Source organism: Curtobacterium sp. MCSS17_005 (assembly GCF_003234225.2).
In the GTDB taxonomy this organism is placed as follows: domain Bacteria; phylum Actinomycetota; class Actinomycetes; order Actinomycetales; family Microbacteriaceae; genus Curtobacterium; species Curtobacterium flaccumfaciens.
Genome location: NZ_CP126258.1, coordinates 2,717,485 through 2,729,883, shown reverse-complemented (window position 1 = coordinate 2,729,883; position 12,399 = coordinate 2,717,485). Strand labels below are relative to the sequence as shown.

12 protein-coding genes and 4 tRNA genes are annotated in these 12,399 nt (G+C 70.4%); 11 read left to right on the top strand and 5 right to left on the bottom strand.

Annotation, left to right across the window (positions count from 1 at the left end; genetic code table 11):
- Positions 1 to 33: 33 nt before the first annotated feature.
- Both cls and DEJ20_RS12965 read right to left on the bottom strand, forming a co-directional pair.
- Positions 34 to 1,494 carry a cardiolipin synthase gene (gene cls, locus DEJ20_RS12970; protein WP_111235609.1) on the bottom strand — a complete coding sequence of 487 codons (1,461 nt, stop codon included), beginning with the start codon at positions 1,492 to 1,494 and terminating at the stop codon, positions 34 to 36.
- A 39-nt stretch (positions 1,495 to 1,533) separates the two neighbouring features.
- On the bottom strand, positions 1,534 to 2,022 hold the full coding sequence (locus DEJ20_RS12965) for a YajQ family cyclic di-GMP-binding protein (RefSeq protein WP_111235608.1): 489 nt from the start codon (positions 2,020 to 2,022) through the stop codon (positions 1,534 to 1,536).
- 223 nt (positions 2,023 to 2,245) lie between these two features.
- On the opposite strand from DEJ20_RS12965, the gene DEJ20_RS12960 reads away from it, so the two are divergent.
- The 5 genes from DEJ20_RS12960 to DEJ20_RS12940 all read left to right on the top strand — a co-directional run bounded on the left by DEJ20_RS12960 (position 2,246) and on the right by DEJ20_RS12940 (position 4,808).
- Positions 2,246 to 2,330 (top strand) — tRNA-Tyr (locus tag DEJ20_RS12960).
- 58 nt (positions 2,331 to 2,388) lie between these two features.
- Positions 2,389 to 3,219 carry an inositol monophosphatase family protein gene (locus DEJ20_RS12955; RefSeq protein WP_111235607.1) on the top strand — a complete coding sequence of 277 codons (831 nt, stop codon included), beginning with the start codon at positions 2,389 to 2,391 and terminating at the stop codon, positions 3,217 to 3,219.
- A 148-nt stretch (positions 3,220 to 3,367) separates the two neighbouring features.
- The gene (locus DEJ20_RS12950; RefSeq protein ID WP_111235606.1) at positions 3,368 to 4,537 is read left to right on the top strand and encodes a M23 family metallopeptidase; all 1,170 of its coding nucleotides are present in this window, start codon (positions 3,368 to 3,370) and stop codon (positions 4,535 to 4,537) included.
- A gap of 93 nt (positions 4,538 to 4,630) precedes the next feature.
- Positions 4,631 to 4,702, top strand: a tRNA-Thr gene (locus DEJ20_RS12945).
- A gap of 32 nt (positions 4,703 to 4,734) precedes the next feature.
- Positions 4,735 to 4,808 (top strand) — tRNA-Met (locus DEJ20_RS12940).
- Positions 4,809 to 4,901: 93 nt separating this feature from the next.
- Here the strand turns inward: DEJ20_RS12940 and DEJ20_RS12935 are convergent.
- Positions 4,902 to 6,797, bottom strand: a complete 1,896-nt coding sequence (locus tag DEJ20_RS12935) for an ABC transporter ATP-binding protein (RefSeq protein ID WP_111235605.1) — start codon at positions 6,795 to 6,797, stop codon at positions 4,902 to 4,904.
- A 111-nt stretch (positions 6,798 to 6,908) separates the two neighbouring features.
- Entirely contained in the window at positions 6,909 to 7,307 is a 399-nt protein-coding gene (locus DEJ20_RS12930) for a hypothetical protein (RefSeq protein WP_071406316.1), read from the bottom strand.
- A 131-nt stretch (positions 7,308 to 7,438) separates the two neighbouring features.
- Between DEJ20_RS12930 and DEJ20_RS12925 the strand changes: the two genes are divergently transcribed.
- Genes DEJ20_RS12925 through DEJ20_RS12915 form a run of 3 tightly spaced genes read left to right on the top strand, consistent with a single transcriptional unit; the run spans position 7,439 to position 9,341 of the window.
- The gene (locus DEJ20_RS12925; protein ID WP_084741396.1) at positions 7,439 to 7,888 is read left to right on the top strand and encodes a MaoC family dehydratase N-terminal domain-containing protein; all 450 of its coding nucleotides are present in this window, start codon (positions 7,439 to 7,441) and stop codon (positions 7,886 to 7,888) included.
- A complete protein-coding gene (locus DEJ20_RS12920) occupies positions 7,885 to 8,310 on the top strand; it encodes a MaoC/PaaZ C-terminal domain-containing protein (protein ID WP_027466539.1) in 426 nt (141 codons plus the stop codon). Before DEJ20_RS12925 ends, DEJ20_RS12920 begins: the two co-directional genes overlap by 4 nt.
- Positions 8,311 to 8,312: 2 nt before the next feature.
- Entirely contained in the window at positions 8,313 to 9,341 is a 1,029-nt protein-coding gene (locus DEJ20_RS12915; protein ID WP_111235604.1) for a UDP-N-acetylmuramate dehydrogenase, read from the top strand.
- Positions 9,342 to 9,458: 117 nt separating this feature from the next.
- On the opposite strand, the gene DEJ20_RS12910 is transcribed toward DEJ20_RS12915, so the two are convergent.
- Positions 9,459 to 10,685, bottom strand: coding sequence for a pyridoxal phosphate-dependent aminotransferase (locus tag DEJ20_RS12910; protein ID WP_071406318.1), 1,227 nt, complete (start codon positions 10,683 to 10,685; stop codon positions 9,459 to 9,461).
- Positions 10,686 to 10,835: 150 nt separating this feature from the next.
- Here DEJ20_RS12910 and DEJ20_RS12905 point away from each other — a divergent pair.
- From DEJ20_RS12905 to nusG, 3 genes are all read left to right on the top strand, one after another.
- Positions 10,836 to 10,908 (top strand) — tRNA-Trp (locus DEJ20_RS12905).
- A gap of 35 nt (positions 10,909 to 10,943) precedes the next feature.
- On the top strand, positions 10,944 to 11,207 hold the full coding sequence (gene secE / locus DEJ20_RS12900) for a preprotein translocase subunit SecE (protein ID WP_371830607.1): 264 nt from the start codon (positions 10,944 to 10,946) through the stop codon (positions 11,205 to 11,207).
- Positions 11,208 to 11,341: 134 nt separating this feature from the next.
- Positions 11,342 to 12,391 (top strand): transcription termination/antitermination protein NusG, encoded by a 1,050-nt coding sequence (gene nusG / locus DEJ20_RS12895; RefSeq protein WP_110861538.1) that lies wholly within the window; start codon positions 11,342 to 11,344, stop codon positions 12,389 to 12,391.
- The last annotated feature ends 8 nt before the right edge of the window (positions 12,392 to 12,399 follow it).

Here is a 12,399-nt window from a genome sequence, read left to right as displayed (position 1 = left end):
CACCTGCCGGACCCGCACCGGGCCTCCAGACGGCTACTGCAGCGCCGCCGTGAGCCGCGCGACGTTGTCGAGTACCTTGGACCGGCGCGGACGGTCGATCCACTCGTCGAGCGTGAGCTCGAAGCTGTGCTCCTTGTAGGCGTCCTGCACCTCGCGTAGGGCGTCGACGAAGCGGTGCCCGCGCACCATCACGGACACCTCGAGGTTCAGGCTGAACGACCGCATGTCCATGTTGCTCGACCCGATCACCGACACCTCGTCGTCGATCGTGAAGTGCTTGGCGTGCAGGATCGTCGGCGCGCGGTACAGCCAGATCCGCACGCCGGCCCGCAGGAGTTCCTCGTAGTAGGAGCGCTGCGCGTGCCAGGTCATCGCGTGGTCGCCCATCTCACCGACGAACAGCTCGACGTCGACCCCGCGCTGCGCCGTCGTGGTGATGGCGTAGAGCATCGAGTCGTCCGGCACGAAGTACGGCGACGTGATCGAGACCTTCTGCTGCGCCGAGTAGAGCAGCGCGTTGAACAGGCGCAGGTTGTTCTCGCCGTCGAAGCCCGGCCCGGACGGCACCACCTGGCAGTCGAGCGCATCGCCGCGGTCGGCCCGCTGGACGGGGTCGCTCTCGCGCAGCAGCAGCTCGTCGGTCTCGCTGTACCAGTCCGTGACGAACAGGGCGTTGAGCCCCGCGACGACCGGTCCCTCGAACCGGGCGAACAGGTCCTTGTAGACCATGCCCTTCTCGACGTGGGACTTGATGTCGTACGACGCGTCGATCAGGTTCTGCGAGCCGGTGAACGCGACGGAGCCGTCGATCACCATGATCTTCCGGTGGTTCCGGAGGTCGGGGCGCTGGAACTTCCCCTGCAGCGGCAGGAGCGGCAGCATCAGGTGCCACTCGATGCCCGCCTGGTCCATGAACGCCAGGGTGTCCTTGTAGCCCGGGTAGCCGCGGCTGGCCCAGTGGTCGAGCAGGAACCGCACGGTGACGCCACGTGCCTGCGCCCGCGCGAGCGCCTCGAAGAACGGGCGCGTGGTGTCGTCGAGCGTCGCGATGTAGAACTCGACGTGCACGAACCGTCGGGACTGGTCGATCGCCCGGGTCATCTCGGCGATGGACTCCTCGGAGTCGGGGTAGAGCTCCGCGGAGTTGCCACCGACCAACGGCATCGCCCCGAGTTCGCGGTTCAGCCGCGTGACGCTCTCGAGCCACGCCGGCCACGGGTGGTCACGACGTACCCGCTCGATGCCCTCGGTCTGCTCGAGGATGTACGCGTTGATCTCGGTCTGCTTCTCGCGACGGGCGCGGGGGAGCTTCGTCGACCCGATGACCAGGAAGACGATGAAGCCGATGTAGGGGATGAGGAAGATCGCGAGCAGCCACGCCGTCGCGGTCTGCGGCTTCCGGTTGATCGGGACGTAGATGATCGAGAAGACGCGGATCGCCAGGTCCAGCAGGACGAGCAGGACGGTGATGACGACGCTGAGCCAGTGCTCCACGGGGTGCCGGTGTCGGGTGTCGGTCGCAGGGGCCGCGGGTCAGCGGAAGTTGATGAACTGCAACGGGACGTCGAACTCTTCACCCTTGAGGAGCTGGATCGTGTTCTGCAGGTCGTCACGGCTCTTCGACGACACGCGGAGCTCGTCGCCCTGGATCTGGCTCTTCACCGTCTTCGGGGCGTTGGCCCGCAGGAACGCGCCGATCTTCTTCGCCACGTCCTGCTCGATGCCGTTCTTGAACTTCACCTCGATGCGGTACTCCTTGCCCGAGGGGTACGGCTCGCCTGCGTCGAGGCTCTTCAGGCTGATGTTCCGCTTGATCGCCTTGCTCTGCAGCACGTCGAGGACGGCCTTGGCGCGCTCTTCCGAGTTCGCCTTGATCAGGACGTCCTCACCGCTGAACGCGACCGAGGCGTCGGCGCCCTTGAAGTCGTACCGCTGCTCGATCTCCTTGGCCGCCTGGTTGAGGGCGTTCTCCGCCTCCATCTTGTCGACCTTGCTGACCACGTCGAAGGAACTGTCTGCCATGCGGAACAGCCTAACGGCGGTGGGCCCACGTCGCCGGTTCCCGGGCGACGCGCCAGCGGCGTCCGGGCCGTGCCGATGGGGAGGGAGGCCCGGTTCGGCCCCCGTGCGCGGGCCCTGGTGGGTGCGTGGTCGCGTCCAGGGCCGATGGTCACGACCACCGTCAGCCATCCGCTATGCTTTTGTGCGCGCCTTCGGTTGGTGATCACACCGGCTGGGTGCGCATGGCAAGTTACCCAAGCGGCCAAAGGGATCTGACTGTAAATCAGCCGGCGTAGCCTTCGGGGGTTCGAATCCCTCACTTGCCACCATCTGATCGGCCCCGTCCACTGCGGACGGGGCCGATGGTGTTTCCGGGAGGATGGGTGCATGGCATCCGACCCCACACCGTCCCAGTTCGCCGACCTCGCCGAGTCGATCGCCCGTGACGCAGCGGCGCTGGCCGCACGCCGCCGCGCCGAGGGGGTCGAGGTCGCGGACCGGAAGTCGAGCATCGTCGACGTGGTCACGGCCGCCGACCGTGAGGTCGAGGCGCTCATCCGCGCCCGCATCACCGAGGCCCGCCCCGACGACGCCTTCCACGGCGAGGAGTCCGGGTCGGCCTCCGGCGCCTCGGGCATCACCTGGGTGGTGGACCCGATCGACGGCACCGTCAACTACCTGTACGGCAGCGCCGAGTACGGCGTGAGCATCGGCGTCGTGCGCGGCGCACCCGACCCGATGACCTGGGAGCCGATCGCGGGCGTCGTCGTGGCGCCGGCGACGGGCACCGTCTTCCGCGCGGCCGTCGGCCAGGGAGCGACCCGTGACGGGGACCCGTTGTCCGTCGCCGCGCCCGGTTCGCTCGCCGAGACGCTCGTCGCGACCGGGTTCGGGTACACGGCCGACCGTCGTCGGGAGCAGGTCGCGGTGCTCGCCGTACTCATCGGCGAGGTGCGGGACATCCGCCGTGGGGGAGCGGCGTCGCTCGACTGCTGCGCCGTCGGCGCGGGCGTGGTGGACGCGTACTACGAGCGCGGGATCAACCCGTGGGACATGGCCGGTGGGGCCCTCGTCGCGCAGGAGGCCGGCGCGGCGATCCGCATCTGGGAGGCCGGAGGGACCCGCTCCTTCCTGTTCGCGAGCCCGGCGGTCGTCGACGAGCTCGAGGCCCTGGTCCGTGGGCTCGAGGCGGGTGCGCTCGGAGCCGAGCGGGCCTGACGACGCGCCGGGCCCCAGGTCTGGGGGTGCCGGGTGGACGCGACCACGACTGGCGACGTGCGACGACGTTTGCTAGCGTGCTCAGGTCCCGTTATCTGCTCGTTACCATCCAACGAGCCCTTCCCCGATCAGGATCGCCACCGCACGCATGCCCCGTACTCCTCTGTCGTCCGCTCCCACCGACGGTTCCGTCGACGCCGCCACCCCGGTCGTCCACCTGACCCGACGCGCTCGGATCGAGGCAGAACGGGCAGCGGCGAAGGGCGCGGTCGTGGTGCACGAGGGACAGGGCTCGACGGGTCCGAGCTTCGACGACGTGATCGGGGCGGCAACGCCGGGAACCCCCGCGGCCCCCGTGTCGCCGATCGACCTCGCACCGGCCTCGCCCGCGCGCCCGGCCTCCCGCATCGCCACGCCGCCGGCCCCCACCTCGCCCGACGTGCAGGCGCAGCCGGTGACCCCCGCTCCCTCGGTGTCGCAGCCGCGTCGGGTCGCCGGGCAGGTCCCCGCGTCGCGTCGTCGCAGCAGCCGTCCGGCCACGAAGACCCCGGTCGACCGCGCGACCCTTCACATCCGGTCCACCGCCGCCACGACCCCTGCAGCAGCGCCGTCCCCGAAGCAGGGCGCGTCCTTCGGCCGTGCTGCTTCCCGTGTGACCGCGGTCGGCGCACTGCTCTTCGCCGCCGGCCTCGTCGTCTCGACCTCTCTGCCGGCGCAGGCGCTCTGGGTCCCGGCCTCCGGCTCGACAGCGGCCCGTGCCACCGTCGACGGCGCCACCCAGTCCATGCAGGTCAGTGCCTCGGCCGATGGTTCGACCGCCCGCGACCAGTACACGGTGTCCGATGCCACGCAGTACGCGAACGTCGACTCCTCCAGCTTCACGAACGACCCGACCGGCACGATCCAGTGGCCGTTCCTGACCGGAGTCCCGATCACCTCGGGCTTCGGCGGACGCCAGGTCGCCGGGTGCTCGTTCTGCTCGACGAACCACATGGGCGTCGACTTCGCCCCGGGTGAGGGCACCCCGATCGGCGTCATCGCCGCCGGGACCGTCATCAAGGTGCAGGCGAACGACGGCGGTTTCGGCAACGACGTCTGGGTCGAGCACGACGTCGACGGCAAGCAGTTCGTCAGCGTCTACGGCCACATGGAGGACAACTCCTTCAAGGTGGTCACCGGCCAGCACGTCGAGGTCGGCGACATCCTCGGCCTCGTCGGCAGCACGGGCAACTCCACGGGCCCGCACCTGCACCTCGAGGTGCACGTCGACGGGGTCCCGGTGGACCCGCTGGCGTGGCTCGAGACCAACGCGAACTAGCGGCCCACGACGCGGCACGCCCGGGCGTCTCGCCCGGTTCCGGAGCAGCGTCGGAGGTCTGCTATCCTCGTGTGGTGCCGTTCGCGGCACATCGCCCCGATAGCTCAGTGGTAGAGCACCTCCATGGTAAGGAGGGGGTCGTCAGTTCAATCCTGACTCGGGGCTCCGACCCGGTGCGCGTGCCGCTCCGGATCTCTGGCGGGGTAGCTCAGTTGGTTAGAGCACACGACTCATAATCGTGGGGTCGCGGGTTCAAGTCCCGCCCTCGCTACACGCAAGGCCCTCTCGTCCAGGATCCCCTGGGTCAGGGGGCCTTCTCTGTTGCCGGCCCCACTTCGATTGCTGGGACCCACCCGCCGCGCGTTCAGTCCGCCGCCTGCACATCGGCCGCGACGTTCTCCTGCGCGGCGAACTGTGTGCGGTGCAGCTCCTCGTACCGGCCACCCGCGGCCAGCAGTTCGTCGTGCGTGCCGCGCTCCACGATCGAGCCGTCCTCGACCACGAGGATCACGTCCGCGCTGCGGATCGTGGAGAGCCGGTGCGCGATCACCATCGCCGTCCGCCCCTCGAGCGCTTCGCCGAGCGCTGCCTGCACCGCTGCCTCGGACGTCGAGTCGAGTGCCGCCGTCGCCTCGTCGAGGATGACGACGCGCGGCTGGGCGAGCAGGAGCCGGGCGATCGTCATCCGCTGGCGCTCGCCCCCGGACAGCCGGTAGCCGCGTTCACCCACCATGGTGTCCAGCTGGTCGGGGAGGGACCGGATGAGCGGCTCGAGCCGCGCACGGCGGACGGCGTCCCACACCTCGTCGTCGGACGCCTCGGGCCGGGCGAACCGCAGGTTGGAGCGGATGGTCTCGTGGAACAGGTGGCCGTCCTGCGTCACCATGCCGAGGGTGTGCCGCATCGAGGCGAAGGTGACGTCGCGGACGTCCGTCCCGGCCAGGCGCACGGCGCCGCTGTCGACGTCGTACAGGCGTGCGAGCAGCTGCGCGACCGTGGACTTGCCGGCCCCGGACGAGCCGACCAGGGCGACGGTCTGCCCCGGCTCGATCCGGAAGGACAGGCCGTGCAGCACCTCCTCGCCGCCGCGGGTGTCGAGCGTGGCGACCTCCTCGAGCGAGGCGAGGGACACCTTGTCGGCGGACGGGTAGGCGAACCGGACGTCGTCGAACTCGACGGAGACGGGGCCGTCGGCGATGGTGACCGCGTCGGGCTGCTCCTGGATGAGTGGTTCGAGGTCGAGCACCTCGAAGACGCGCTCGAAGCTGACCACGGCGCTCATGATCTCCACCCGGGCGTTCGCCAGGCTCGTCAGCGGGGCGTACAGCCGAGTGAGCAGGAGCGCCAGGGTGACGACCTCACCGGTGTCCAGGCGGCCGGCGAGCGCGAGGAAGCCGCCGAGCCCGTAGACCAGCGCGAGGGCGAGGGCGGAGACGAGCATGAGCGCGGTGAAGAACACGAACTGCAGCATCGCGGTCCGGACACCGATGTCGCGGACCCGGGCGGCGCGCACGCGGAACTCCTCGGCTTCCTCGTCGGGCCGGCCGAACAGCTTGACCAGGGTGGCGCCGGGTGCCGAGAAGCGCTCGGTCATCTGGGTGCTCATCGCGGAGTTGTGGTCGGCGGCCTCGCGGCGCAGCGCGGCGAGACGGCTGCCCATCCGGCGCGCGGGGACCAGGAAGACCGGGAGCATGACGACGGCGAGGACCGTCACGAGCCACGAGGTGCTGAGCATGACGATCAGGGTGAGGACCAGCGCCACCAGGTTCGTGACCACGCCGGACAGCGTGCCGCTGAAGGCCTGCTGGGCGCCGATCACGTCGTTGTTGAGGCGGCTCACGAGCGCACCGGTCCGGGTGCGGGTGAAGAACGCGATGGGCATCTTCTGCACGTGGTCGAAGACGGCGGTGCGGAGATCCAGGATCACGCCCTCGCCGATCCGCGCCGAGTACCACCGCGTCGTCAGCGACACGGCGGCGTCGGCCACGGCCACCAGGGCGATGACCACGGCCAACCGGACGATCGTCGCGACCTGACCGCGGGCGACGATGACGTCGACCACCTGCCCGGCGAGGACCGGCGTCGCGACCGCGAGGAAGGCGCCGACGACGGACAGGCCGATGAAGACCAGCAGCTTCGCCCGGTACGGCACCGCGAACGTCAGGATCCGCCGGACGGACGCGCGGGAGAACCCGTGCTTGCCGCCCTGCGCGGACGAGATCTTGTACAGCGAGCTCCAGGCTGCGCTCTCCATGCTCATGGCGGTTCCTTTCCGGGGCCCCGGGCCCAACCTAGATGGCTGGCCGGGTCCTCGGTGACCGCCCCCGTGGCGGTGCGCCGCGCGGCCACCCGCCGGAGGCCGTCCGGCCGCCTACTGCGTGCGGTGGGAGCCGGTGTCTGTCCGCGTCGCGAGCACCCCGGCCGCACGGAACGCGTCCTCGACCGCGGCGGTGACCTGCTGCCAGGCGGCCCGTCGCCGGTTCGCTCCGATGCTGCCGCCCGACACGGCCGTGCCGTGCCCGGCCCGGCGCAGGGTGATCGTGGTGGTGGCACCGTCCACGACGGTCGACAGCTCGTACCGGCGGTACTCCCGGGCCGGCTGCACGAGCGCACCGAGCAGGATGGTGAGCGTCCGGCTGCCCGCCGTCGCGGTCATCGTGCCACCCGTCGACTCGACGTGGTGGCCCGTGCGGCGCAGCGCAGCAGCCGCGACCTCCATGGCGGTGCACCGGTCTCCCGTGTGCACGGCGAACTCCGTCGTGGTGTCCATCGGCCCTCCCCGTCCCGAACGAACCCGTGCCGTACGGCACGCCCCGATTCCCCCGAATCGGTCTCAGACAGTCTAGCTGATGCGTTCTCATGGATCACAGGCCCCCGGACGGGCCTCGGTAGACTGCCGTGGTGTCAGTGAACCCCGAGCTCGTCGGCAGGACGTTCCCGCCGGCCCAGCCCTACCTGGTCGGCCGCGAGAAGGTGCGCGAGTTCTCGCGTGCGGTCTTCGCGACCAACCCCGTCCACCACGATCCGGACGCAGCACGTGCCGCCGGGTACGACGACGTGGTCGCACCCCCGACGTTCGCCGTCGTCGTGCAGGAGGCCACGCTCGCGCAGCTCCTGAACGAGCCCGACGCCGGCATCGACTTCTCCCGCGTCGTCCACGGCGAGCAGTCCTTCACCTACGACCGGCCGATCGTCGCCGGTGACGAGCTCACCGCGACCCTGACGGTCACCAGCGTGAAGACCCTCGGCGGCAACGCGATGGTCACCGCCCAGAGCACCATGAACGACGCCGAGGGGGAGCACGTCGTCACGGCGACCTCCACCCTCGTGGTCCGAGGAGACGACGCATGACCGCCGCACCCGCCACCGCGCTCGAGGTCGGCACCGTCGTCGCCGAGCGTGACGTGCACATCACGCGCGACTCGCTCGTCCGGTACGCCGGCGCCTCCGGCGACTTCAACCCGATCCACTACCGCGACGACGTCGCCGCCTCGGTCGGCCTGCCCGGTGTCCTCGCCCACGGCATGCTCACGATGGGCATCGCGGTGCAGCCGGTCGCCGAGTGGCTCGGTGACAGCGGCTGGGTCGCGGGCTACGGCGTCCGCTTCACGCGCCCCGTCGTCGTCGACCCGGAGCAGGGTGCCACCGTCGGCATCGTCGCGAAGGTCGGCACCGTCGACGAGGACGGCCGGCCGAAGCGCATCGACCTCACCGTGACCGCCGCCGGGCAGACCGTGCTCGGCAAGGCGCAGGTCACGGTGGTGTTCCGCTGATCGTGTCCGAGCCGGTGCTGGCCGACCTGACGACGCTCCGCGTCGGCGGGGCCGCCACCCGGCTGCTCACGGCGGAGACGACCGACGAGCTCGTCGCCCACGCGCTCGACGCCTTCGACGACCACGAGTGGTTCGTCCTCGGCGGCGGCAGCAACCTGCTGGTCGCCGACCAGGGCTTCGACGGCACCGTCGTGCTGGTCCGGACGACGGGCGTCGACGCCGACCGCGACGCCGACGGCGTCACCGTCCGCGTCGCCGCGGGGGAACCGTGGGACCCGTTCGTCGCCACGACCGTCGCGAACGGCTGGACCGGCCTGGAGGCCCTCAGCGGCATCCCGGGCACCGTCGGTGCGTCCCCGGTGCAGAACATCGGCGCCTACGGGGTCGAACTCGCCGACGTGCTCACCCGCGTCGAGTTCCTCGATGCGGCCACGGGGGAGCGCGCGTGGCTCCCGGCAGCCGAGCTGGCGCTCGGCTACCGCACGTCGATCCTCAAGCACGGTCGGCGCGGTGTCGTGCTGACGGTCGAGTTCCGACTCGGGATCGTGGGGGAGCGCGGTGTGCCCGTGCAGTACGCGCAGCTCGCCGGTTCGCTCGGGGTCGAGCTCGGTGCGCTCGTGCCGCCCACGACCGTCCGCGACGAGGTCCTGCGGCTGCGCGGCTCGAAGGGCATGGTGCTCGACGGGGACGACCACGACACCTGGAGCGCCGGGTCGTTCTTCACCAACCCGATCGTCTCGCCGGCGTTCGCCGAGACCCTGCCGACGGATGCGCCCCGCTGGCCCGCGGGCGACGACGTCAAGCTCAGTGCCGCGTGGCTCATCGAGCACGCCGGCGTGCACCGCGGGTACGCGGTGCCGGGCTCCCGCGCCGCGATCTCGTCCAAGCACACCCTCGCGCTCACGAACCGCGGCGGGGCGACGGCGGCGCAGGTGGCCGAGCTCGCACGGTTCGTGCAGGTGACCGTCCTGAACCGCTTCGGTGTCTCGCTCGTCCCGGAACCCGTCGTGGTGGGGGACCTGCTCGGCTGATCGTCCGCGCGACGGGACGGACGAGCACGACGCACCACGGGCCTCCCGGCACGCAGAACGGGCCACCTCGACGAGGTGGCCCGTTCTGCGTTCCGCGGGGTGTCGTGGGCGCAGCGTCTACGCGAAGAACTTCGCCAGTCTGGCGACGCCCTCGGCGATGTCGTCGTCGCCCAGCGCGTACGACAGGCGCAGGTAGCCGGAGGGGCCGAAGGCCTCACCCGGCACGACCGCGACCTCGGCGTGCTCGAGGATCAGGTCTGCCAGCTCGAGCGTGGTCGTCGGGGTGGTGCCGGCCCACTCGCGACCGAGCAGTGCGGTGACGTCCGGGTAGACGTAGAAGGCGCCCTGCGGGGTCGGCGTGCGGAAGCCCGGGATCGCGTTGAGGCCGTCGACGATGGCCTTCCGCCGGCGGTCGAAGGCCTCGCGCATGGCGGCGACGGGCTCCTGCGGACCGGTGAGGGCGGCGATCGCGGCGCGCTGCGACACGTTCGAGACGTTCGACGACAGATGCGACTGCAGGTTCGACGCGGCCTTGACGGCGTCGGCCGGGCCGATGAACCACCCGACGCGCCAGCCGGTCATCGCGTAGGTCTTCGCGACGCCGTTCACCAGGATCGTGGTGTCGGCGAGGGCGGGGACCTCCGCCAGGATGCCGGCGAAGCGGACCCCGTCGTAGACCAGGTCCTGGTAGATCTCGTCGCTGATCACCCAGATGCCGTGCTCGAGCGCCCACTCGCCGATGGCCCGGGTCTGCTCGGCGGAGTACACGGCGCCCGTGGGGTTCGACGGCGAGCAGAACAGCAGCGCCTTGGTCGCCGGGGTGCGGGCGGCCTCGAGCTGCTCGACCGTCACCAGGTAGTCCTGGTCGCTGCCGGCGAAGACCTCGACGGGCTCGCCGCCGGCCAGCCGGATGGCCTCGGGGTAGGTGGTCCAGTACGGCGCGGGCAGCAGGACCTCGTCACCGGCGTCGACGATGGTCTGGAACGCCTGGTAGACCGCCTGCTTGCCACCGTTCGTGACGATGACCTGCGACGGCTCGACGGTGACGCCGGACACCCGGGCGGTCTTGTCGGCGATGGCCTGCTTGAGTTCGGGCAGGCCGGTCGCGGGCGTGTAGCGGTGGTTCTTCGGGTCCTGCGCGGCAGCGACGGCCGCGTCGACCACGTGCTGCGGGGTCGCGAAGTCGGGCTCGCCGGCGGCGAACGAGATCACCGGACGGCCGGCGGCCTTGAGTGCCTTGGCCTTCGCGTCGACCTTGAGCGTCGCGGACTCGGCGATGGCCGCGATGCGGGACGCGATGCGCGGACGATCGGCCGGCGCGGTGGCGAGGGTGTCGACGGACACGTGGGCGGTGGACTCGGGGCCTGGGGCTGCGGTGCTCACGGGCCCAGCCTACCGGCGCGGCACGCCGTGGAAGGGGCCAAGTGGACACCGTGTGACGGACTCCCGTAGACTCGTCCACCGGAACGCGGATCGGTGACGAACCGTGTCCGAAGGGCGGTGGCTCAATTGGTAGAGCAGCGGTCTCCAAAACCGCAGGTTGCAGGTTCGAGTCCTGTCCGCCCTGCAACTCTGGAAGGGTAGAAGTTGGCGAGCAAAGACATGGAGACGACGGCGGACGACGTCGTCGCCAAGGCGAAGCAGGACCGGGCCGAGCGCCGCGGGCCCATCGCTGCCATCGTGCTCTTCATCCGCCAGGTGATCGGCGAACTGCGCAAGGTCGTGACGCCGACCCGCAAGGAACTCTTCAGCTACACGGGCGTCGTGCTCGTGTTCGTCGTCGTCATGATGATCCTGGTGTCGATCCTCGACTTCGTGTTCGGTCTCGGCGTCGGGTACGTCTTCGGCAACGGGCCCACGGCCTGACCCCGACGTCGACTGCCGTGTGCGGTCGTTCCGAGGAGTACGGTCGCCCGAGACGGCGTCGATCGTGACGGCGTCGCTCGTGACCATGAACGAACGCCACCCCGACCCGAACCACCGAACGGAAAGAATCGACTGTGTCTGACAACTCCCGCGATGACATCGACCTCGCGACGGCTGCCGAGCAGTCCTCCGAGGTCGAGGAGAACCAGGAAGGCGACGTCGAGACCGGCGAAGGACGCTCCGTCGAGTCCGCTGAAGAGCGTGCGATCTCGATCGAGGGCGACGACGACGAGTCCCTCGGCCTCAGCTCCGAGCCCGACGACGGCACCGTCGACGCCGGCCTCGACGAAGCACTGACGGCCCTGCAGGAAGCCCGCGACCCCGAGGCCGACGCCGTCGTGGACGACGCCCTCGAGATCGACTCCGCTGACGAGGCCGAGGCCGCCGTCGAGGCCGTCGAGGACGAGGAAGAAGTCGAGCTCGAGTCCGAGACCGCCGCCGAGGCGAACGAGACGCTCGCCGCCGACGAGGCACTCGACGCCGAGGACGAGGACGACGAGCCCGCCGAGGTCGACCCGTACGAGGCCTTCAAGGCCGAGCTGCGGATGAAGCCGGGCAAGTGGTACGTCATCCACTCCTACGCGGGCTTCGAGCGCCGCGTGAAGTCGAACATCGAGAACCGCATGGTCTCGATGTCGATGGAGGACTACATCTACCAGGTCGAGGTCCCGATGGAGGACGTCGTCGAGATCAAGAACGGGCAGCGCAAGCTGGTCACCCGCGTCCGGATCCCCTCGTACGTGCTCGTCCGCATGGACCTCAACGAGGACTCGTGGTCCGTCGTCCGGCACACCCCGGGCGTCACCGGCTTCGTCGGCAACGCGCACAACCCGACGCCGCTCCGTTTCGACGAGGCGTTCGGCATGCTCAAGTCCCTCGTGCAGGTCGCCGAGGCCGCCCCGACCAAGGGTGGCGCGAAGGGCAGCGGGCTGCAGGCACAGCCCGCAGCCGAGGTCGACTTCGAGATCGGCGAGACGATCACCATCAAGGAAGGCTCGTTCGCGGGCCTGCCGGGTTCGATCTCCGAGATCAAGCCGGAGAGCGGCAAGCTCACCGTCCTCGTCTCGCTGTTCGAGCGCGAGACCCCGGTCGAGCTCAGCTTCGACCAGGTCACCAAGCTCTAGCGACCATC

What these genes read in the sequence shown, in the direction of transcription:
- DEJ20_RS12965 (WP_111235608.1), bottom strand. Translation starts at nt 2,022, where the DNA reads ATGGCAGACAGTTCCTTCGACGTGGTCAGCAAGGTCGACAAGATGGAG.
- DEJ20_RS12955 (WP_111235607.1), top strand. Translation starts at nt 2,389, where the DNA reads ATGGCATCCGACCCCACACCGTCCCAGTTCGCCGACCTCGCCGAGTCG.
- DEJ20_RS12950 (WP_111235606.1), top strand. Translation starts at nt 3,368, where the DNA reads ATGCCCCGTACTCCTCTGTCGTCCGCTCCCACCGACGGTTCCGTCGAC.
- DEJ20_RS12935 (WP_111235605.1), bottom strand. Translation starts at nt 6,797, where the DNA reads ATGAGCATGGAGAGCGCAGCCTGGAGCTCGCTGTACAAGATCTCGTCC.
- DEJ20_RS12930 (WP_071406316.1), bottom strand. Translation starts at nt 7,307, where the DNA reads ATGGACACCACGACGGAGTTCGCCGTGCACACGGGAGACCGGTGCACC.
- DEJ20_RS12920 (WP_027466539.1), top strand. Translation starts at nt 7,885, where the DNA reads ATGACCGCCGCACCCGCCACCGCGCTCGAGGTCGGCACCGTCGTCGCC.
- secE (WP_371830607.1), top strand. Translation starts at nt 10,944, where the DNA reads ATGGAGACGACGGCGGACGACGTCGTCGCCAAGGCGAAGCAGGACCGG.